Below are 20,136 nucleotides of genomic sequence, written 5' to 3' on the forward strand. Positions count from 1 at the left end.
AACCCCATGCTTGATTTAAAACAGTTTGAGATCTGGTTCATTACCGGAAGCCAGCATTTATACGGAGAAGAAACGCTGCGACAGGTGGACGAACATTCACAGGCGATCGCCGCTTCATTTGACCAGTCACCACAAATACCTGTTCGCGTGGTTTTTAAGCCCGTCGTAAAGTCGTCGGAAGAGATTTTCGGGGTTATCCAGGAAGCGAATAGCAAGCAAAACTGTATCGGTATTATTGCCTGGATGCATACTTTTTCACCTGCTAAAATGTGGATCAGAGGCTTGCAGATCCTGCAAAAACCGTTGCTGCATTTGCATACCCAATACAACCGGGATATTCCCTGGGGAAATATCGACATGGATTTTATGAACCTGAACCAGTCTGCGCATGGCGACCGGGAGTTTGGTTTTATGATGACCAGAATGCGGTTGAACAGAAAGGTAGTGGTGGGACACTGGCATCAAACGCAGGTTTTGGAAGACCTGGGAAAATGGGCCCGTGTAGCTGCGGCACGTCACGATATGCAGGGCGCCAAATTTGTCAGATTTGGCGATAATATGCGCCAGGTGGCGGTGACAGACGGTGACAAGGTTGCAGCGGAAATGACTTTCGGATTTTCCGTCAATACGCACGCGGTGGGCGATCTGGTGCAGGTGATTGATCAGGTTTCTGAGGCGGAAATAGACAGGCTGGTGGAGGAATATAATGCAGTTTATGAACTGGCAGGTTCATTGAAGAACGGGGCCGCGCGGCATTCGTCGCTCCGTGACGCCGCACGCATTGAACTCGGAATGCAGTACTTCCTGCAAGACGGGAATTTCAAGGGATATACCAATACATTTGAAGACCTGCACGGAATGAAGCAGCTGCCGGGGATCGGGTCGCAGCGGATGATGGCGGCCGGTTACGGATATGCAGGCGAGGGCGACTGGAAAACTTCGGCAATGGTGCGCGCGCTAAAAGTGATGGCAAGCGGGCTCGACGGCGGGAATTCTTTTATGGAGGATTATACCTATCATTTTGATCCGCAGAACAGCCTGGTGCTTGGTTCGCACATGCTCGAAATTTGTCCCAGCATTGCAGCCGGGAAACTTTCCTGCGAAATCCATGCATTGGGAATAGGCGGGAAGGAAGATCCTGTCAGGCTGGTTTTTAATGCACCGGCGGGGCCCGCATTGAACGTCTCTCTGGTAGATTTGGGCAATCGTTTTCGGATTATCGTAAATGAGGTAGATGCTGTGGAAATCACAGAACAGCTGCCGAAACTGCCGGTGGCCAGGGCTTTGTGGAAGCCGCAGCCCGATATGCAAACCGGCTGTGCCGCCTGGATCTATGCCGGCGGGGCACATCATACGGTTTACAGCCAGAACCTGACGACTGACCACATCGAAACTTTCGCTGAAATGGCGGGTGTGGAGTTGGTTGTGATTGACAAAAACACAACATTGAGGCAGCTTAAAAATGAATTGCGCTGGAGTGAAGGATTTTACAAGTAACTGACTATGTCTAAATATACTTACCTGAAAGAGCAGGTTTACGAGGCCAATATGGAAATTCCCAGAGAGGAGCTGGCCATTGTTACATTTGGTAATGTGAGCGGGATTGACCGCGCGGAGGGAGTTGTCGCAATCAAGCCGAGTGGCATTCCCTATCACCGGCTGAGGCCAGCGGATATTGTTATTGTTGATCTTGATAATAAGGTGATCGAGGGGACAATGCGGCCATCCTCGGACACTAAAACACATACCCTGCTATATAAAAACTTCCCGTCTATCGGTGGCGTTTGTCACACGCATTCGACTTACGCGGTTGCCTGGGCTCAGGCAATCCGGCCGATCCCGAACCTGGGGACTACCCACGCAGATCATTTGACGGCTGCAATTCCCGTAACAGAGGTCATGTCCGACGAAATGATCCAGGGGAATTATGAGTTGGAAACCGGCAATCAGATACTGGACCTTTTTGCAGCGCAGCAATTAAGCTATGAAGAAGTGGAGATGGTGTTGGTAGCCTGCCACGGGCCTTTTACGTGGGGCAAAGATCCAGCGAAAGCCATTTATAACTCGGTGGTACTGGAAGAAATTGCCAGGATGGCTTACCTGACCTTACAAATTAATCCGCTGGCCGGTACGATCAAGCAAAGCCTGATCGATAAGCATTATTTCAGAAAGCACGGGAAAAATGCCTATTATGGGCAGGAGTGATTATTTTTTCTTTTCTACCCGCTGACTGGCAATCTTGCGCATTTGCTGCAGCGCCTCTTGTCTCGACATTCCCTTTTCGTTGGCCTTGGCTTCTTCAATCGCCTCTTTCGTAAACCGGCCTTTGAGCATATTATACAGGGCAAAAAACATATTTACTATTGTGAATTACTGTTGAGATAAACTGGTAGTCAAACTTAACAAACTATCACCTATAAAAAAACTGCCGGATGTTGAGACATCCGGCAGCGATTTTTTTCTTAAACGTTGAGTATTCAAAATCTTAACCGATCGCTTCCTTACGCAATTTGCTGCCTGGATTGAATTCGTCCTTGATCCAGCGGACGAAATTGTGCGAATTGGTTTTGTAAATTTCCATTGATAATGGCTTAATGCCGCTGAACTCCACTTCCTTAACGTACTCAGCATGCAACTTTAAAATTTCTGACAGGGTTTTGCTATCGGTTTTCATCGAAAGGTTGGATGTTAAGATTATTGTATAGTAGAGCGTACTTCTATAAAGATGTTCCCGATTGCCTGGCTTCTTTTAAAATATATTAAAAATTATATTTTAAATTTTTTTAATTACATAAATAACGAACGCAATGCTGCTCTGACACTTCATGGGTTATCTCGAAGGTCTCCGATTGTTACAAAATAGGGCAAATTGGGTATAGGGGCGGATTGGCCCGGTGTTTGAACCCGCGCGAAAGTCAAAATCTGCGTTCGTTACGTTTTACTGAACAAACATTGTGCCTGACTGGTGGCGTTGGTGAGGGAACATCATGCAGTTTGAAAATTCAAAGTCCAAGCCTGCTTTTTAAAAAATTAACTTCCAGTGGTTTGGGGAGAAGATCTATGATATGCGGGCTGGCTTTTGCTTTTTCAATATCGCGGGTATCGATTGTTGAAGAAAGCATAAATATCCTGATTTTGTCTTTCAGATAGTCGGGGAGGTTAGCAAACTCGTCAATAAACTCGAAACCATTCATATCAGGCATTTGCAGATCGAGCAGGATGATCGTCTCAGGAAGTCCGGCCCCCTCAGTCACCAGGTGTTTTAGCGCATCCCTGGCCGAGTTGAAAGTTTTGACAGAATCGGTAATCCCGCTCTTGATAAGCAACTTTTCATAAATGAAAAGATCGAATGCGCTGTCATCTATCAAACAGAAGTTTAGAAGAGGCTTCATGCGAGACCGGTTTTATTTTTTTATGGAGGGAATATTTATTTCAAAAATGCTGCCCTGTCCGACCTGAGAACTTACACTGATATCACCTCCGAGCTTGGAGATAGCTTCATGCACGATATAAAGTCCGATGCCTGAACCACTATTGGTCGCGCCCGCCCGATAAAACATCCGGAATATCTTATCCTGATCCGATTCCTTTATTCCCGAGCCGTTATCGGCAACAATGATTTTGACCGCGGCAGGAGTCGAGCGCACGGTCAGGTGCACGTAGGGCTCTGGCTTGGACTTGTCCTGGAATTTAATCGCGTTGTTAATCAAGTTGTTAAAAATAATCCTGAGCTTCATCACGTCAGATTGAAAATTGCCCGACTGATCGATGTCCGTGGTCATTTTGAGGTTACCATATTCGGGAAGGTACTTAATAGTAGCCTGCACCTCGGTCACCAGTTCTTCAAAACTGATATCCGTCACAACCGGCACGCCGCGTGCGTTTTTGTAATAATCGATTATATTAATGATAAAGGTATCGAGTTTCTTAACCGACTGCCTGATCAATTCGAGGTATTCATTCTGCGATTTAACATCTTCTTCAAGCAAAGCCAGGTTTACGATACCCAGGACCGACATTAACGGTGCCCGAAGATCGTGCGAAGCGCTATATACGAACTTGTCCAGCTCCTCATTTGCCTTCTGCAGCTCGCTGTTGCGCTGCTTGAGATCTTCCCTTGTTTTGTAAATATCGTATGCATTGGAAATGGCTGTTTCGACATATTTGTAATCCCAGGGCTTATCGATAAACCTGAACACTTCTCCCTTATTGATCGCGTCGATCGCCGCACCTATATCAGTATGTCCGGTGATCAGGATACGGATCGGCTTCGGGAATTTCATTCTGATTTTTTCAAAAAATTGTACACCAGACATCACAGGCATCCGCTGATCTGCGAGAATAATGCAAAAATCCTTTTTCTCCAATATTTCTTCTGCCTCGACTACAGACGGCGTGATAGTGATGTCGTACTGCTTTCTGAAGGAAGCCTTAAACGAATGCAGATTGTGCTCCTCGTCGTCGATATAAAGAATCGTTATCGGTTTCTCATTCATTGAAAATCAGGGATTGGGCGTACTTTTCGTTTAACTGGAAGTGTAATTAAAAATTCTGTTCCCTGGCCTATTTCGGTATTTACCTGGATAGTGCCGCTATGGGCTTCTATGATTTTGAAGACTATGGAAAGGCCGAGGCCGGTTCCGTCGCCTACCTGTTTGGTTGTGAAAAACGGTTCAAATATTTTGGCTTTTACTTCTGATGTCATTCCTGGCCCGTTGTCACGCATGGAGATCGAAATATTCTCAGGATCGCTCAGCCAGGTTTTAACCCATATCGTAGGTGTTTTGCCTTCCTGTTTGTCTTTGAGCAAAGCGTAGATGGAATTGGTCAGTATATTCATAAAAACCTGGTTCAGCTTGCCCGCATAACATTCGATGCTTGGTAAATTTCCCAGATTTTTGACGAGCTGTATCGAATTGCCCATCTGATAATTCAGGATAATCAAAGTCGACTCGATCCCCTCATTGATATTGACAATATTGAGGTCCAATTCGTCGATCCGCGAGAAGATTTTGAGCCCTTTAACAATTTCTACTGTCCTGCTGGCGCCATCTTCCATACCCTTTAAAAGCGTGTCTAGTTCAGTTTTAATGTAGTCAAGATCAAGTTCTTCTTTCAACTGTTCAATTTCGCTCATTTTAATTTGCAAATCCTCAATAGATCCAACCTTTTGGATATTTTCATAGGAATCCAAAATTTCCAGTATATCATCTATATCCCGCCTCAGCGGTTTGATATTGGAGCTCACAAAGTTGATCGGGTTGTTGATCTCATGCGCAATTCCGGCGGTGAGCTGACCCAGGGAAGCCATTTTCTCAGAATCGATCAGCTGTGTTTGTGCGTCTTTGAGGCGGGTCAGGGCCAGGTTCAGATCCTCGTTGGCAAACCGAAGTTCGGCTGTACGCTCGTTGACGCTCTTTTCCAGGAACACATTCTGCTCCATGATGATCTTTTCGTTTTCCATAGAGATCCGGAGCGCCTGTGCCTGTGATTCTTCCCTCTCTCTCTTAAAAATATTGATCTTGTCTGCGAGTGCTATAGACAGCAATACAACCTCGATAATAGAACCGAACTGCATCGTGTAGGTGGTGTACACATTGTACGGCAGCACGTTCACATTGCGCAGGATCAACAGGAAAAGCCCAAGTAAGAAGATAGACCAGCCCAAAAGGAAAAGCTTGGCAGGCCGGTAGTTTGCGAGTGAAAGCTTAATGCTGATCACCAGACAGCAGAGCGCCCCGAAAGCGCCTGTGAAATCAACCACACGGAAACTTAGGAGCTCATTTCCGGTCATATTCAGTACCGTGGAAATAGAATAAAGCACGACAACGATAGGGGCAACGATGGTCGCGCGGGGCCAGTTTTCTTTCAGCTGCAGAAAGTTCTTAAGAAAGTACATGACTGAAACACCAGCAACGCCTGAAAAGTAAATGGCCGCAACAGCGTTGAAATTCGGCGCATTTGGCCAGAGATATTTGAATGCATAACCCGAAAGCGTTGTTTGGGCCAGTCCGATCGACAGAACGTACAGCACATAGAACAGGTAACTTCTATCTCTGGTGGAGAAATAGATAAATATGTTGTAAAGTACCATTACTACGATGATACCACAGAAAATTCCATTGATCGTCTCGCCGAGCTGGGCAGTTTCAAAGAAAACTTCCCGGTCACGGACAAGCAGCGGCAGAATAACCTGGTTCGAACCTTTTACTTTAAGATAATAAGAACGCTCCTGATCAGGCCCCAAAGCGAGACGAAAGACGAGATTCTGGTGTTTGATGCGCCGTTTACTGAAAGGGTCGGTAACATCGTAAGTCTCTGTACGGACATTGTCGCCGCTGATTTCGTACAGCTCACAGGAATGGATCGAGGGGTGTGCCAGCTCAAGGTACAGCATATCCGAAGCTGATTTGTTTCGGATAGAAAAGCGGATCCAGAAAGTAGACTGACTTAACCCGATGTTGGGGACTTCATCTGTACTTTTTTGAAAGCCCTGTACCCTCCGGATCTCGGGCAGGGTTAGGGTGTCTGCCTTGTCTTCATAGATTTCGATATGTTTTCCGATGATCAGCGAACCATTTACATAGTCAACTGTGCCAGCGGAACTCTTTCCTGCGAATACTATCAGTAAAAGTACAAGTAGCAGTCTCCCCATTTTTACACTTCAAATTTTGATGTTCAGATCATAATGCAGCGCTATTTCACCTTTCGGGCCCTGTTCTACCGCAAACTGCACGGGACTGTTTCTTAAACGTTTAATATGCTTTAATTCTTCTTCATGTGCAAGGGGCAATTGTTCCAGGTCACTCACAATGATGGCCGTTGCAATGAGACCTTCTTTGGGATAATAGAATGCGCCATTGTTTCCCAGGGTCCTGATCACCTCGAAACCGATCCTGAGACATTGCCGCAGGGTGGGCGGTGAACACAATGCCAGCAATTTTTTAATGCCGAGCCCCGTAGTGAGTGCAATGCCGACCCGGCCCAAAAAAACACTTCCTATGCCATAACCTGCAACTTCCTTGCTGTTAAAGGCCCCGCACAGCTCCGCGATTTTCTCGTGTTTGAGTTCGTCAACATAGCTGGCAATGCGCTCATCTTTTTTTGCGATAGCAAGCTCCATTGGCATTTTGCGTGTTTCCTGCCGAACCTGAAGTCTTGTACCACCGTAAATTTTTTCACCGTCTTCCGATTCCACCAGGATTACAAAGGTATTCTCATCATTGAGCCAGTCGTGGTTTGCGGAAGTTACTTGTTTTACCCCGTATGCTTCAAGAACTTTTCTGTGCTCGTCAATGTACCTGAGGCAGGCTTCAGTATCCTCGGTAGATTTAAAAGCGCGTATTTTGGCTACCATCAAATTTCGTCATTTACAACAAACAATATTTTATCTAATGCCAGGCGATTTGTTTTAGTAGCTATTGTTGAAGATTTGTGTATTCTCAAAAGAAAAACAGGGCCTGATCCTGCAGGTCGCTTTATAATGCTTTTGAAAAGAGTGGACAGACGTTGAATTTTGTCTTTTTCAATAGCATTGAGCCCGTCCCCGCTTTCCATTCGCTCAAACAGGATAACCGGAGAATAAAGGATTTCAGCAGAAAGCCCGAGCTTATTGGCACGCAGCCACAGATTCTGCACAATTCTCCCTGCGTCAAAGGGGTTACCGTCCGGAGAAACCGAAATTGCCGCAATGCACGCTGATGCCGCGATCGTCCGGGCAATCTGTCCGGCCAGTAAATTACCTCCATCGATGTCCTGAAGAATACCGGCGATCTTCTTATCCTTCAAAATGGACAGGGCCATAGCGTGCACCGGGTCTCTGGCGACCCTTACAAGCTCGATGCCATTTTCAATTTGCTCATCTGTTCCCGAACGCCAGTTGATTGTGTTTTCAAAAAAGTCAGTATGTCCCTGCTCATGTAACATAGCCAGGAGATCGCACGCCCCCACAATTTGTGCGATCACATTAATGGAGGCGGGTTCTTGAATAAAGTCAATCCGGGCATTTACACCGGGAGCGGCATGCCGCAGGAAATCCAGATCGGTATCGGTGAGTTTATATGGCATTCCGGCAGTTCGATCAGTTGCACGTAACGGGATCAACGGTGCCAGTGAAGGTTCATCTCTGTTTTCAGCCAGTGGGGAAAATTCGATTGTAGCAATCAAATCGGGAGCATGGTTAGCCGGAAAGATCTGAGCAGACGCATGATAACCCAGTTCCGCACTTTTGATCACCACATTTTGAAACGCCGCACCAAGTGCGAAATGTGTTACAATATCCTTAAATTCAAAAAAGGGAAGTGAACGGCTGTTGCCATGAAAAAGGTGCAGGCGTCCGTTGCAATAAATCCATTTCCACGGCTGCGTATTACCAAAAGAAGGCGCGTGGGAGCCGGCTTCGACAATTGATTCGATGTGATCTTTTGGAAGATAGACGGCGACTGGTATTTCTGGGAGCGAATACACGGCATTGATTGCCCGCCCCACATCAAATTCATTAGTGGTAATATTACTATTAACATTTATGTCGTGAGTCCGCGAACTGTTGGAAACAATCTGTTCCAGATCCACGTAATACCTGCCTGAATCTGTAAACTGGCCGAGAAGGATCCTCCGGGAAACATCTGCTACCACACCGCCACCGAGGGTCACTGCACTCGCCAGCTGCGGCCATGTGCTGATTGACTGGCCAACTTCAAGCAACGAAGCGCGTCCCCGTGGCGAAACTTTGGCCACATCGCTGATTCGCATGACCAGCCCGACCCGGTCCGCAGGCGAGATGTTCTGTAATCTTTCTTGCGGAATATCGTCAAGCAAACCGTGCAATATCGATCTTTTGGGTTCTCTGTCAAACCTTTCCACATCAAGCAAGCCCCTGTCGCTGGTTTCCATTACCACGGGAATGCCAAGTGGCCGGGCAGCATCACGGCATCTCAATTTTATTTCAAAATCATCGCACTCGTCGATCAGCAGGTTAAGTTTGCCGTTTCTGGTCAGAAAATCATGCAGATTGTCGGTAGTAATGCCTTCGGTAAAGCATTCAATGTCCAGATAAGGGTCGATTTCGGCGATTTCCCGTGCAGTGATCACGCTCTTATTGAGGCCAGTATTGTGAATACCTGTTTTGATCCTGTTCAGGTTACTAAGCTCCAGGGTATCCAGGTCGGCAAGGCGGAGCGAACCGGCCGCCCGTTCAGTTGCCAGTGTCATCGCGATGGCATGGCCGACAGATAATCCGATGATCCCGATCTTACATTGCGAAAGCTTATTCTGCTCCTGTAATGTGATCTTATGGCGGTTTCGTGCTGTACGCAGCTCAATGAACTCGTCTTGGTCCAGAATATGTAAAAGCCGGTTTGACCAGGGATAATACACCCAGCATCCTTCCAGATCAGCGTTTTTCTCGGAAATCCATTGCGTATATAGGTCATCAAGTTGCTGATCTGACAGACGTTCACGGGGGGTTCTGACTTTGATCAGTTCCTTGTACTGGGTGGCGAATAGATCCAGAATGAGCGCATGACTGTATTCATTTGTCAATGAGTGTGAACCTTGCCTGGCAGCATATTGCTCTTTTGGGATTAATACCGGCCGGTAAATTGTATTTAGGGTCGTCTCAGCGTGCATGTCGTGATTTTCGGAGGGCGCCTCTGGGCAAAGTCATTTTCCTTGTTTTAAATATCTCAAAAATGTTGCTGATCTTAGTATGTGTCATTTGTCTGCTCTATCTCACCAATAAAAAAATGTATTGGCAATAGTTGCATAAACAGTTACAAATTGCTGAAATTATTTTTGTAAAACTACCATCAGATTGGTGGTGTTAAAAATATTTGAATGCAGGTTTCTAAAATATCTGGCAAAAGACCCTGTAATACTGTTTCGCTCAGCACATTTGCTCTTGCTTTTGTAGTTCAATCCTGTTGGGGATTGTATTCAATAATGTAGAATTATCTTTATATAATCGGAAAGAGCTTGCGATATTTGCAGGCACAACAAGACCACCTCAAAGTTTAGATTCGACAATGGAAACCAAAGGCAAGATAAGCGTGCTGTATGTTGATGATGAGATTAATAATCTCAACTCTTTCAAGGCCGCTTTCAGAAGAGACTTCAATATACTGATCGCCACTTCGGGCAGGGAAGGGCTGGAGCTTTTAAAACATAACGTAGTACATGTGATCATTACGGATCAGCGGATGCCTGAAATGACTGGGGTGGACTTTCTGATCGAGGTACTGAAAGAATATTCAGATCCGGTCAGGATCCTGCTGACGGGCTACACGGATATCACGGCGGTGATCGATGCTGTCAATAAGGGACATATTTATTATTACCTCAACAAACCCTGGGACGAGCAGCAGTTACGCATTATCATTAAAAATGCTTACGAGATATTTCACCTCCGGGAAGAAAATAAAGAACTGATCGAAAAACTGCTCGATGTAAACGGCCAGCTAGAATTTCTTCTGAGGCAAAATCTTCTTTCCTAGCTGCAGAAAGCCGCTGCGATGCTCTCCTCTGGTTTGCAAAAGTGTTTTGAAATTGACAAAGGCAGGCGCCATACCTTTCAGCAGATAGGTTAGTACTGAGAACGCCGACGTGACCAGAATCGCAAAAAACAGGATCGCTGTAAACAGCAGATTCCCGATTGCCTTAAAAAAAATGATAATATCCATCTCCTTATAAATTAGCGTGTTTGGTCTTGCCTTGACTAAAACCGTACCAGACGCGTAAATCCTGCCTTTCAAATAAGCCAGTAATTGCTGCTGGTATTCTTTTTTAGGGATATTAATGCGCGTCGGAATTTATCCGATAGCGGTATCCGGAAGGACAAACCAGTTCTAATCATGAAAAGAATCATAGCAATCGGCGTTATCTCAGGAGTAGTATTATTCGTTTTCTTCACTTCGTACGCGAAGCAGCTGGAAGGAAAAAGCTGAAAGGAAAAAAAGCAGCGTAATGTGCAGAAAAAAACAAAATAGAAGGGTATTTTTACCACCAATGTCGGTAGGATCGGGAAACTGACTCTACAAAATCTAAAAGCATGCCGGGAAAAAACAGGACGTTGCAACGGTTTAAAGATTATTGTGTTCATTCAAGAAAAGGCATGGTGCCAGCTAGTCGCACAAATGCCTTTTTTGGTTTTTACTGAAAATTTTCAATTAGAAGGTAAAGGTATCGAAGGTCAATGTTGAGAAAAATTTATTTCTGGAGTGCCTTCACCACGATCGCCTGGCTGTTCACAAACTGCGGCGGCCCGTCATTCGTAAGACCCTTGCCTGAGCCGGGGGATACAAATACTATTGACACTTCTATTATCTGGCGGCCGGATACAACTGACATTGACACGCTCCCTATTCGAAATATCGATTCTGTGCTTGCCTTTTCCAAACGTTTCGGAACAGTTGATATATTCACCGAGGCGCAGTTGGCGGAGCAGACCGGGGTATACTATAAAGCCAATGATTTCATCGGCAGGCCGATTACAATGGATTACCGCTTCATCGCGCCCGCGAAAGATACCATGCAGCACAGGCCATTTGTTTTGATGGTACATGAAGGTGCATTCCTGTTTGGCTCGCTGGAAAATGAAATGGGTAAGGCCAAATGGCTGGCGAGGAAAGGCTATGCGGCGGCGGCTATCAATTACAGGCTGGGTTTCAATGGCGGAAGCGAGCAAAATGCCTGCGGGGGAAACAACAGGGAAGTGGTACAGGCTGTGTACAGGGCTGTTCAGGATACTTATGTAGCGCTCCATTATTTTGCGGGAAAGGCAGAGGAACTGTCGATTGACCCTTCACAGATGGTGCTGGCGGGCAGCAGCGCGGGAGCGATCACCATATCTGCTTTACTTTATATGAAGGAAGCGGATTTTGAAGCGTTGCTGCCTGGTATCGTAAAAACCCTGGGCCCGCTTGATCCTCATCCAAATGGCGCACCGTACCGGGTCCGTGCGCTACTTTCCTATCTGGGTTACGGCGTATTCAAAAGCAGCTACATTACGGCTGCAAATGCAAAACCGACAGTCTTTTTTCAAAGGACAGGCGATAATGTGCTTCCTTATGTACGGGGGACTTTTCTTTCATGCCCGTTCTATCTTAGTTCCGAAGGCGCCAAGCCTGTTTCTGATCAGCTAAGGAAATTGAAAGTGCCTTTCGAATTGAATTACCAGCCTGAAAAGGGGCATCACCTCAGCTACACAGAACAATATGTCACCAGCCGCTATGCACAATTTATGAAGCGGCTCTGGGCTGATAACCGGCATCAGATCGTGAACGAAAATTTCAAGACGATCGAGGATATTGAGATTAAATGATCAGGCGCCAGCCTGGACCTGTTCCCGTTTCTTTCTGCTTTCCATCAGAGGAAAAAAGGATTTCAGGTAAGAAGAGAATTTCAGTTCCAGATATTGATACGACAGGCCTGAGAGTATCAGAGTCACCGATACTGAAAGGAAAAGCATTGCCGTACCCGAACCGAAGACCGGATAACCGAGCTTGGCAAAGAATATCGGGATAATCACCAAAACGGGCATGTGGATCAGATAAATCGAAAACGACATATCTCCTTTTCTGACCAGCCAGGCAGGGAAGTAAGATTTCGTGGCTGACTCGTGAAAGATGATCGCAAAGAAAAGCGCACAAGCCCCGAAACCCCATTGAAGGGGGCCTAAGCCGCCAAAAAAGCCTGACAGATATTGCCAGATCACGAGCAATACAACCGCCGAAGTGAGACCTTTTTTAGAGAACAAGGAGGACAGGAACGCATGCGCACCGGGGTGAATGTAAATAAGCCCGATGACGACACCATATACGAAGTTCCAGATAATTGGATTGGTGATCATATTGAGATAACCAGCTCCAAAATCCGGCGCCTGATCAGGCTTCAGCGTGAAATACCCGGCGAGCACGGGAATGCCGACGAGCGTAACAGCGATCATCAGGGAAAATACCAGCCAGCGATTTTTTCCAAAAAACAGCGAAATAGCGATCAGCAGATAAAAGTAGATCTCGTAGTTAAGGCTCCATCCCACCGACAATGTCGCATAACCGTAAAATGGTGCGTCGGTATGTGCGATCGGGATAAATAGAAGGCTCAATATCAGGTCTGTAAGCGATTTCGAATCACCAGAAATTCCGTGGTGAATATAGTAAAACCACAGGGTCATGAAAGCGTAAGTGGGCCAGATGCGGATAAACCGTTTGACCATAAACTGGTAGATTTCTCGCGGCGAAGACGGCGTATTTTGGGTGATGTAAACCATAATAAAGCCGCTGATGACGAAAAACAATGCTACACCGGCCGGACCTGAGTTGAACAAAAAGTCGATTTCCTGTTTGAAAGGTTCGTTTTTCGCGACAACATCTTTGGAATGGTATACAGTAACAATGAGTGCCGCTATCGCCCTGAGTACCTGGATGCTGTCAATTTTGGAGTCAGTCCGGTTGCGGGTCAGTGTCGACTCTTCATTCATCATATTCTGGAAAGTTACTTTTTCGGTTCGGCCGGTATGCGCGTATATTGCGAACCAAAAATGGATTAATTTATTTTGAAACGGAGACATTTTTGAGAAATAAATACAGGAAACCGGCCGGGCACAATTTTTACCGATCCCAAACAGTCACGTCTTAATCCGACATAAATGAGTAAAGCATTAATTGTAAAGCAGGAAATATGGATAGGCGCGCCCGTTGCCAAAGTCTGGGAAGTCCTTGTGGCTCCGAAGTATATCAGGCAGTGGGAGGATTTACCGCAGGATTTTGGCGATTACTACCTCGAAGTGGGCAGGGTAATAGAATGGACAGGATTTTCGCGCCTGACGGTCACAGTCTGTGAACCGCATGAGAAACTGGTACTTAAACTGTATGCATTCAAATGGGAGCAGCCACCTGCAGACTATGATATTGCCTACACTTATCACCTTACTGCGGAGAACGAGGGAACGCTGCTGACATTGGAAATCGGCGATTTTTCCGCTTTGACAGAGGGACAAAACTACTATGACTCCTCAGTGGAATTTGCGGGAACGGCACTGGAAAAAATCAAAAGTTTAGCGGAAAACAGGATGTAATGTAGTGTGGTAATTATATTTGTAATACTCGCTTCAGAATATCATGGAATCCAGGACAAAACTTTATTACGACATCAATGAGGTAGCGGAAATGCTTCAGGTGGAAGCCCCGACGCTGCGGTTCTGGGAGAAAAAGTTTCCCCAGCTGGATCCCAAGCGGGACGCCAGGAACAGACGCAGGTATACCGAAAGAGATATTGAGATCATCAAAAAGATCATGCACCAGCGCGACAAGCAGGGGCGGACCATTAAAGGCACGCGGGAACAGCTGCGCAGAAAGGAAGAGTCGGAACTGATGATCCAGCGACTGATGCGTGTGCGGAAATTTCTGACAGAGCTGAAAGAGAATCTGTAGGCTGTAATTTATACCTCTCCAAGATCCGATATCCGATGAAATATATACTTTCCCTGGCATTCCTTGCTGCTATCAGTTTCTGCGCCTCCGCACAAACCTTTCAAACAGCATCGCTCCGCCAGCATATTAATTTCCTGGCTTCCGACGACCTGGAAGGCCGTGGTACTGCCAGCCTGGGGGAAGTACGGGCGGCGAACTATATAGCAGACTATTTTAAAAACCTGAACCTGAAACCCGCCGGGAGCTCAGACAGCTACTTCCAGCCATTCGAAGTTTCATTCGCAATCGACGGCAAAGCGCATTTGATGACGGGCAGGAATGTAGTGGCGTTGCTGGATAACGGGGCTGAAAAAACCATTGTGGTAGGTGCCCATTACGATCACCTCGGTAAAGGTTTCCAGGGGAGCTCGCTGTCTCCCGACAGTAAGAACAAGATCCATAACGGAGCCGATGATAATGCTTCGGGAACCACGGGGGTTATGGAGCTGGCAAAATACTTCGCTGAGAACAATGTAAAAGAGAGGCACAATTACCTGTTTATCGCTTTTTCGGGCGAAGAGTTAGGGCTGATCGGATCGAAACATTTCACAGAAAAACCTACTATCCCACTTAATTCCATATCCGGTATGATCAATATGGACATGATCGGCCGGCTGGATGATTCCAGGGGGATTATCGTTTCAGGCTGGGGGACAAGCCCGGTGTGGGGGAAACTTATCCCTGATCTTGCTAAAAAGCAGAATCTGAAGTACACCATAGACTCTTCCGGCGTGGGTGCTTCTGACCATACCTCTTTTTATCTTAAAAACATTCCCGTCGTCCAGTTTTTCACAGGAGGGCACGGCGACTATCACAAGATCTCTGATGATCCGGATAAGATCAATTATGAAGGAGAGGCAAGGATCCTTTCGCTCATTGCCGGCCTGCTTACCCAGCTTGATAATGAAACAACGGAACCGGAATTCGTCACTGCCGGCAATCCGCATTCAGGGGCGACTACCAGTAATTTTAAAGTCACGCTCGGCGTCATGCCCGATTACAGCTACACCGGGAAAGGACTGAAAATTGACGGGGTTTCAAAAGGCCGGCCAGCTGAAAAAGCGGGAATTTTGTCTGGGGATGTGATCATTAAACTCGCAGGAGAAGAAATAGGTACCATTTACGACTACATGGAGATATTGGGGAAACACGAAAAAGGCCAGCAGGTAGATGCGGAATTTATGCGCGGAAAGGAGACGAAAAAGGTTAAAGTGACCTTTTGAAAATTACATAATCGCTCCCCGTTTTCCCAACTCAATCGCTTCCATCTGGCTGATCAGTCCGTCGTGCATATTGAACCGCAATACAGTACGGATTTTATGAAAACCCTCCTTTCCCGCCGCTCCCGGATTGATATAAAGCATATTGTTCAACTTCGCGTCCCGGATCACCCTGAGAATGTGTGAGTGACCGCATATAAATATATCTGGCAAAGACGATTTTAATGTCGGCAGCACCAGGGGGTTGTATCGCGGGGGCGCACCGCCGATATGGGTAATCCACACCCGAAATCCTTCCAGGTCAAAATGCTGGTGCTCGGTGGTCCGGGCGCGTACCTCGTTGTTGTCGATATTTCCAAACACAAGTCGTGTCGGCTTGAATGCTTCCAGCTTGTCGATGATCTCGACCGAGCCGATATCCCCGGCGTGCCATACTTCATCACAATTGGCAAAATGATTGAAAATCCTTTCATCCAGATAACTGTGTGTGTCCGATAGCAAGCCGATACGCTTCATTATGATGTTTACTACTAAATTGAATTACAAATATGGACATTGAAAATACTTCCCGGAATCTTTTGTGAAATTTTTATTAAGTTAAAGTAACTTATATATAAATAATTTGTAGATATTGTGTCACAAAAATTAATTAAAGTTAAATTTTTCTTATTTACGTATAGTTTTGAGTCAAAACTAAATTTGTAGTTGTAAAGTAATTTTCGTTTGCATATTATTGCACTTAATGTAATTCATCAGTTACAAACTCTCTTACTAACCTTTTAGCGCAGCCTTGAAAAAAATCCTACTCCTGGCCTTTTTGTGTCTCACTTTAACGGTTGCGCGCGCGCAAACCTCGGGACGATTTACGTTAAAAGGAAGCACGGTCGATACCTCGGGTGTCCCGCTTCCTGAGTCGACAGTGATGTTGCTTACACCGAAAGATTCTACGCTCGTCAACTTTGCGAGAACAGGTAAGGACGGTGCATTCGAATTTAAAAATGTTAAACGGGCCAACTACCTGATCAAGGTTACTTATGTAGGGTATCTGCCTCATCAGGAAGTGATTAATCCGAAAGATGGCGATGTGACCGATCTCGGTAAGATCAAGCTGGCCGTCATGGACTCGGTGTTGTACGAAGTCGTAATTAAGGCATTTCGCGCGCCGCTAAGTATCCGGGGCGATACCATTGAATACGATCCGAAAGCATTTAAAGTGCAGCCGGGCGCCTCGGTCGAAGACCTGATTCGTCGGCTTCCGGGCTTGCAGGTTGATCAGGATGGTACTATCAAAGCGCAGGGAGAAACTGTAAAACGTGTAACGGTAGACGGTAAGCGGTTTTTTGGTGATGATACCAAGGCTGCAACCAAAAATTTACCTGCCGAAGCGATTTCCAAAGTGCAGGTATTTAATGAAAAAACTGAGCAATCCAGAATTACTGGCGTTGATGATGGGAAACATGAAAAAACGCTGAACCTGCAATTAAAAGACAGCCATAAAAAAGGAGGTTTCGGGAAAGCTACACTTGCGGCAGGCACTGACAAGCGGCTTGAAGGAAAAATCAATTATAACCGGTTTAATGAGAAGAACCAGTTTTCGGTGATTGGTCTTGGAAATAACACCAACCAGGGTGGAATGTCGTGGGACGATTACCAGGATTTCAAAGGCAGCCAGTCGTTCAACTGGGGCGATGACGGTGATTTTGGCTTCGGCGGCGGGATGAGGTACATTTCGTTTGGCGGGGATGACGAGGAAAGCCTGACGATCCAGGCGGGGAGAGGGGCACAAAATCGCGGTTTCAATAAGAACTGGGCCGGTGGAGCAAACTATAATTTCGATACCAAGAAAACCAAATTCAATACCAGCTATTATTACAACCAAACGACGCAGGACCTGGATGCTACTTCAAGACAAACCAACTTCCTTACGAATTCTGCATTCACCAAAGTGGATACCAATGGTCGTTTGAATTTCAACGAAAATCACAGAGGTAGTTTGAGATTTGAAAAAACGATCGACTCTCTGAATACGCTGATCATTTTATCAAATATGCGTATCGGAAGCGGGACAGCGGACTATTTCAGTCACCAGGAGTTTTTCCGGGGGGCGCAGGACACGACGCAGCTGTCCAACACCAGCGACCAGCGTAATTTTTCCGATTTCAATTCTTTTGCATTGGGAAACACGGCGATCTTTAGGCACAAATTCAAGAAAAAAGGCAGGAATTTCGCCGCCAGTCTGGCATACAACGTGAACAACTCGAATGGAACGATCGACCAAAAGTCTACTAACCGGTTTTTCAGGACATCAGAAACGGAGCCCGACAGTATTCTGAATATCAACCAAACGAACAATACCAAAAGTTTGCGCAACCAGATCAAGGGAAGCCTGCTGTTTATAGAGCCTTTTGCAAAGAAGTTTGTGATGGAATCCTTTTATAATTACAGCTTGAAAAGCGACGATGTGGACCGGGATGTGTTCGATATTAATGAGAGCGGCCGGGTGAGAAACAACAACCTAAGCCGGTATTACAAGAATATTTCCACTTACAACCGTCTGGGTACTTCTGTCAGGTATTCACACAATGGACTCAATATTGCAGTCGGGGTAGGTGCCCAGCAGATTCACCTGGACGGTAAATTTTCGGTTGACCAGAACGACGCCGTGAAAACAAACATTGACCGCAAGTTCTTCAACGTTGTCCCGAACGTCTCCCTTAATTTCGACCTTAAACGAAACAGATATTTGTATGGAGGGTATAATGTATCGGTTTCGGAGCCCAACATCCGCGACCTGCAACCGATTGTTGATAATAGTAACCCGCTTTATATCCGGGTAGGTAATCCGAACCTCGTGCCAACAGTCAACCATTCTATGAACCTGGGATACAACTACTTCAACCCAGGCAGCTTTATTCAAATGTTCTTCGGCGCCTATTACAACTACTATGATAATCAGGTGATTTACAGCCAGACGGTTGATGAAAATCTGGTGACGACGACGATGGCGACAAATATTAGCGGAGGTAAGAATTTCAATTTGTACGGTAACTACGGTTTCCCGATCGTGAAGACCAAAAGCAATTTGAACATCAATGCATCTTACAACCGTGGATACAACCTGACCAACATCAATGGCGAGCTGAATGAAACGAAAAACAATGGCTACAACTGGGGCGCGAGGCTTGACTTTACCCCAAGTGACAAATTTACGATCTATACCAATGCAAACTGGAACATTACAGATACCAGGTATTCGATCAGTTCTGGACAGAACCAGAAGATCATTAATACCAATTACGGGGCTGAAATGAACTTCAAATTGCCAAAGGATATATACTTTAACAGCCGCTTTTCTTACAATTCTTATGTAAATGACCGCTTTGGTTTTGATCAAAAAATGCCGATCCTGAATGTATCTGTTTTCAAAACAATGCTGAAAAGTAAAAAAGGCGAGATCAGATTGTCAGCATTTGACGTTTTCAACAGAAACCGGGGTATTTCACAATCGGCTTACCAGAACTTTGTGTCGCAGGAGCAGGTACGTACGCTGGCGAGGTACTTTATGCTGAGCTTTACGTACAATATGCGCGGTGTGGCGCACTCGGTCCGCCGGAAAGGTTTTGGATTTTAGTCAACTATCAATTGCTTATTTATATGAAAAAATTATTAGCCATTTTCCTCCTGATATCTGCCTTGCCAGCCCTGGCACAATCTGACGGAGTGGCGGTTACGTATGAGCGGACCTTCTTCTGGTCGAAAGTGTATGAAAAGCTGACATTCCTTTCAGAGGAAGAAAAGAGCCGGATGAAAAATTCTTGGGGTGTCCATGACGAGGGCTGGAAAGTAAAGGGACAACTTTTTGCAACCGCTTCACAAAGCAAATATGCGGAGCTGGAACAGGAGGCTGACGGAGGTTACAGGGGAAGGAAGAGCGAATACCTCGTTTTCAGGGATTTTGACAAAGGGCGGAAATTGGAAGCGGAGGAGTTTGCCGGTAAGTTACTGATCATCGACGATTCGCTCGCTGCACCCAAATGGAAGATCATGAATAAAATCAAAGAGATCAGCGGTTATATGTGTATGATGGCGGTTTCGGAAGATACGGTCAAAGGCCAAAAGATCACTGCCTGGTTTGCGAATGACCTTGCATACGGTGCCGGCCCCGAACGTTACTACGGACTACCTGGCCTGATCCTGGAAGTGGAGGTCAACGACGGCGAAATGACGCTGACGGCGATCAAAGTTGAGAAAAAGCCACTGGGAGAAGAGCTGGCCCTTCCGAAGAAAATGAAGGGTAAGAAGATTACTACCTCCGAGTATGAAAAAATGATGGCAACCCATTTTCGAGACAGTATCAAATCCCGGAGAAATCCATATTGGGCCGTCAGGTATTAGAAGGAGATTAGAATTGTTAATATTTGCTAAGCAACTGGTAAAAAGGGGAAATTGTA

The 20,136-nt window shown here is 45.9% G+C and carries 19 protein-coding genes; 9 read left to right on the plus strand and 10 right to left on the minus strand.

The window, feature by feature from the left end:
- Nucleotides 1-6 precede the first annotated feature (6 nt).
- Both araA and FXO21_RS18405 read left to right on the plus strand, forming a co-directional pair.
- Nucleotides 7-1,497: an L-arabinose isomerase gene (gene araA, locus FXO21_RS18400; RefSeq protein ID WP_149641455.1), complete on the plus strand. Its 1,491-nt coding sequence runs from the start codon at nucleotides 7-9 to the stop codon at nucleotides 1,495-1,497.
- Nucleotides 1,498-1,503: 6 nt separating this feature from the next.
- The gene (locus FXO21_RS18405) at nucleotides 1,504-2,205 is read left to right on the plus strand and encodes an L-ribulose-5-phosphate 4-epimerase (RefSeq protein WP_149641456.1); all 702 of its coding nucleotides are present in this window, start codon (nucleotides 1,504-1,506) and stop codon (nucleotides 2,203-2,205) included.
- Here the strand turns inward: FXO21_RS18405 and FXO21_RS28780 are convergent, their stop codons facing one another.
- The 7 genes from FXO21_RS28780 to FXO21_RS18435 all read right to left on the minus strand — a co-directional run bounded on the left by FXO21_RS28780 (nucleotide 2,206) and on the right by FXO21_RS18435 (nucleotide 9,627).
- Nucleotides 2,206-2,355: a hypothetical protein gene (locus tag FXO21_RS28780; RefSeq protein ID WP_192579243.1), complete on the minus strand. Its 150-nt coding sequence runs from the start codon at nucleotides 2,353-2,355 to the stop codon at nucleotides 2,206-2,208. It lies immediately after the preceding gene.
- Between the two features lie 130 nt (nucleotides 2,356-2,485).
- On the minus strand, nucleotides 2,486-2,674 hold the full coding sequence (locus FXO21_RS18410; protein WP_149641457.1) for a hypothetical protein: 189 nt from the start codon (nucleotides 2,672-2,674) through the stop codon (nucleotides 2,486-2,488).
- Nucleotides 2,675-3,002: 328 nt separating this feature from the next.
- Nucleotides 3,003-3,392, minus strand: coding sequence for a response regulator (locus FXO21_RS18415; RefSeq protein ID WP_149641458.1), 390 nt, complete (start codon nucleotides 3,390-3,392; stop codon nucleotides 3,003-3,005).
- A gap of 12 nt (nucleotides 3,393-3,404) precedes the next feature.
- The gene (locus FXO21_RS18420; RefSeq protein WP_149641459.1) at nucleotides 3,405-4,496 is read right to left on the minus strand and encodes a sensor histidine kinase; all 1,092 of its coding nucleotides are present in this window, start codon (nucleotides 4,494-4,496) and stop codon (nucleotides 3,405-3,407) included.
- Entirely contained in the window at nucleotides 4,493-6,655 is a 2,163-nt protein-coding gene (locus tag FXO21_RS18425) for a sensor histidine kinase (protein ID WP_149641460.1), read from the minus strand. The genes FXO21_RS18420 and FXO21_RS18425 overlap by 4 nt, the downstream gene beginning before the upstream one ends.
- 9 nt (nucleotides 6,656-6,664) lie before the next feature.
- Nucleotides 6,665-7,357 (minus strand): hypothetical protein, encoded by a 693-nt coding sequence (locus FXO21_RS18430; protein ID WP_149641461.1) that lies wholly within the window; start codon nucleotides 7,355-7,357, stop codon nucleotides 6,665-6,667.
- Entirely contained in the window at nucleotides 7,357-9,627 is a 2,271-nt protein-coding gene (locus FXO21_RS18435; protein WP_149641462.1) for an Rv1355c family protein, read from the minus strand. Before FXO21_RS18435 ends, FXO21_RS18430 begins: the two co-directional genes overlap by 1 nt.
- A 395-nt stretch (nucleotides 9,628-10,022) precedes the next feature.
- Between FXO21_RS18435 and FXO21_RS18440 the strand changes: the two genes are divergently transcribed.
- Nucleotides 10,023-10,490, plus strand: coding sequence for a response regulator (locus FXO21_RS18440; RefSeq protein WP_149641463.1), 468 nt, complete (start codon nucleotides 10,023-10,025; stop codon nucleotides 10,488-10,490).
- On the opposite strand, the gene FXO21_RS18445 is transcribed toward FXO21_RS18440, so the two are convergent.
- Nucleotides 10,455-10,676 carry a hypothetical protein gene (locus FXO21_RS18445; RefSeq protein ID WP_149641464.1) on the minus strand — a complete coding sequence of 74 codons (222 nt, stop codon included), beginning with the start codon at nucleotides 10,674-10,676 and terminating at the stop codon, nucleotides 10,455-10,457. The two genes, FXO21_RS18440 and FXO21_RS18445, sit on opposite strands and share 36 nt — an antisense overlap.
- A gap of 512 nt (nucleotides 10,677-11,188) precedes the next feature.
- On the opposite strand from FXO21_RS18445, the gene FXO21_RS18455 reads away from it, so the two are divergent.
- Entirely contained in the window at nucleotides 11,189-12,316 is a 1,128-nt protein-coding gene (locus FXO21_RS18455; RefSeq protein ID WP_149641466.1) for an alpha/beta hydrolase, read from the plus strand.
- Here the strand turns inward: FXO21_RS18455 and FXO21_RS18460 are convergent, their stop codons facing one another.
- Entirely contained in the window at nucleotides 12,317-13,477 is a 1,161-nt protein-coding gene (locus tag FXO21_RS18460) for an acyltransferase family protein (protein WP_225865749.1), read from the minus strand.
- Nucleotides 13,478-13,642: 165 nt separating this feature from the next.
- Between FXO21_RS18460 and FXO21_RS18465 the strand changes: the two genes are divergently transcribed.
- Genes FXO21_RS18465 through FXO21_RS18475 form a run of 3 tightly spaced genes read left to right on the plus strand, consistent with a single transcriptional unit; the run spans nucleotide 13,643 to nucleotide 15,688 of the window.
- On the plus strand, nucleotides 13,643-14,071 hold the full coding sequence (locus FXO21_RS18465; protein ID WP_149641467.1) for an SRPBCC family protein: 429 nt from the start codon (nucleotides 13,643-13,645) through the stop codon (nucleotides 14,069-14,071).
- 43 nt (nucleotides 14,072-14,114) lie between these two features.
- Nucleotides 14,115-14,426, plus strand: coding sequence for a MerR family transcriptional regulator (locus tag FXO21_RS18470; protein WP_149641468.1), 312 nt, complete (start codon nucleotides 14,115-14,117; stop codon nucleotides 14,424-14,426).
- A 35-nt stretch (nucleotides 14,427-14,461) separates the two neighbouring features.
- On the plus strand, nucleotides 14,462-15,688 hold the full coding sequence (locus FXO21_RS18475) for a M20/M25/M40 family metallo-hydrolase (protein WP_149641469.1): 1,227 nt from the start codon (nucleotides 14,462-14,464) through the stop codon (nucleotides 15,686-15,688).
- Nucleotides 15,689-15,691: 3 nt separating this feature from the next.
- On the opposite strand, the gene FXO21_RS18480 is transcribed toward FXO21_RS18475, so the two are convergent.
- Nucleotides 15,692-16,201, minus strand: coding sequence for a metallophosphoesterase family protein (locus tag FXO21_RS18480; RefSeq protein WP_149641470.1), 510 nt, complete (start codon nucleotides 16,199-16,201; stop codon nucleotides 15,692-15,694).
- Between the two features lie 274 nt (nucleotides 16,202-16,475).
- On the opposite strand from FXO21_RS18480, the gene FXO21_RS18485 reads away from it, so the two are divergent.
- Both FXO21_RS18485 and FXO21_RS18490 read left to right on the plus strand, forming a co-directional pair.
- The gene (locus FXO21_RS18485; protein WP_149641471.1) at nucleotides 16,476-19,316 is read left to right on the plus strand and encodes an outer membrane beta-barrel family protein; all 2,841 of its coding nucleotides are present in this window, start codon (nucleotides 16,476-16,478) and stop codon (nucleotides 19,314-19,316) included.
- Nucleotides 19,317-19,339: 23 nt separating this feature from the next.
- Nucleotides 19,340-20,080: a GLPGLI family protein gene (locus FXO21_RS18490; RefSeq protein WP_149641472.1), complete on the plus strand. Its 741-nt coding sequence runs from the start codon at nucleotides 19,340-19,342 to the stop codon at nucleotides 20,078-20,080.
- Nucleotides 20,081-20,136: the final 56 nt, after the last annotated feature.

Source organism: Dyadobacter sp. UC 10, assembly GCF_008369915.1.
Taxonomy (GTDB): Bacteria; Bacteroidota; Bacteroidia; order Cytophagales; family Spirosomataceae; genus Dyadobacter.

Bases quoted from the DNA above. Each gene is read 5' to 3' on its own strand.
- FXO21_RS18440 (WP_149641463.1), top strand. From the start codon at position 10,023: ATGGAAACCAAAGGCAAGATAAGCGTGCTGTATGTTGATGATGAGATT.
- FXO21_RS18475 (WP_149641469.1), top strand. From the start codon at position 14,462: ATGAAATATATACTTTCCCTGGCATTCCTTGCTGCTATCAGTTTCTGC.
- FXO21_RS18430 (WP_149641461.1), bottom strand. From the start codon at position 7,357: ATGGTAGCCAAAATACGCGCTTTTAAATCTACCGAGGATACTGAAGCC.
- FXO21_RS18480 (WP_149641470.1), bottom strand. From the start codon at position 16,201: ATGAAGCGTATCGGCTTGCTATCGGACACACACAGTTATCTGGATGAA.
- FXO21_RS18410 (WP_149641457.1), bottom strand. From the start codon at position 2,674: ATGAAAACCGATAGCAAAACCCTGTCAGAAATTTTAAAGTTGCATGCT.
- FXO21_RS28780 (WP_192579243.1), bottom strand. From the start codon at position 2,355: ATGTTTTTTGCCCTGTATAATATGCTCAAAGGCCGGTTTACGAAAGAG.
- FXO21_RS18470 (WP_149641468.1), top strand. From the start codon at position 14,115: ATGGAATCCAGGACAAAACTTTATTACGACATCAATGAGGTAGCGGAA.
- FXO21_RS18420 (WP_149641459.1), bottom strand. From the start codon at position 4,496: ATGAATGAGAAACCGATAACGATTCTTTATATCGACGACGAGGAGCAC.
- FXO21_RS18425 (WP_149641460.1), bottom strand. From the start codon at position 6,655: ATGGGGAGACTGCTACTTGTACTTTTACTGATAGTATTCGCAGGAAAG.
- FXO21_RS18465 (WP_149641467.1), top strand. From the start codon at position 13,643: ATGAGTAAAGCATTAATTGTAAAGCAGGAAATATGGATAGGCGCGCCC.
- FXO21_RS18405 (WP_149641456.1), top strand. From the start codon at position 1,504: ATGTCTAAATATACTTACCTGAAAGAGCAGGTTTACGAGGCCAATATG.
- FXO21_RS18445 (WP_149641464.1), bottom strand. From the start codon at position 10,676: ATGGATATTATCATTTTTTTTAAGGCAATCGGGAATCTGCTGTTTACA.
- FXO21_RS18460 (WP_225865749.1), bottom strand. From the start codon at position 13,477: ATGATGAATGAAGAGTCGACACTGACCCGCAACCGGACTGACTCCAAA.
- FXO21_RS18415 (WP_149641458.1), bottom strand. From the start codon at position 3,392: ATGAAGCCTCTTCTAAACTTCTGTTTGATAGATGACAGCGCATTCGAT.
- FXO21_RS18455 (WP_149641466.1), top strand. From the start codon at position 11,189: ATGTTGAGAAAAATTTATTTCTGGAGTGCCTTCACCACGATCGCCTGG.
- araA (WP_149641455.1), top strand. From the start codon at position 7: ATGCTTGATTTAAAACAGTTTGAGATCTGGTTCATTACCGGAAGCCAG.
- FXO21_RS18435 (WP_149641462.1), bottom strand. From the start codon at position 9,627: ATGCACGCTGAGACGACCCTAAATACAATTTACCGGCCGGTATTAATC.
- FXO21_RS18490 (WP_149641472.1), top strand. From the start codon at position 19,340: ATGAAAAAATTATTAGCCATTTTCCTCCTGATATCTGCCTTGCCAGCC.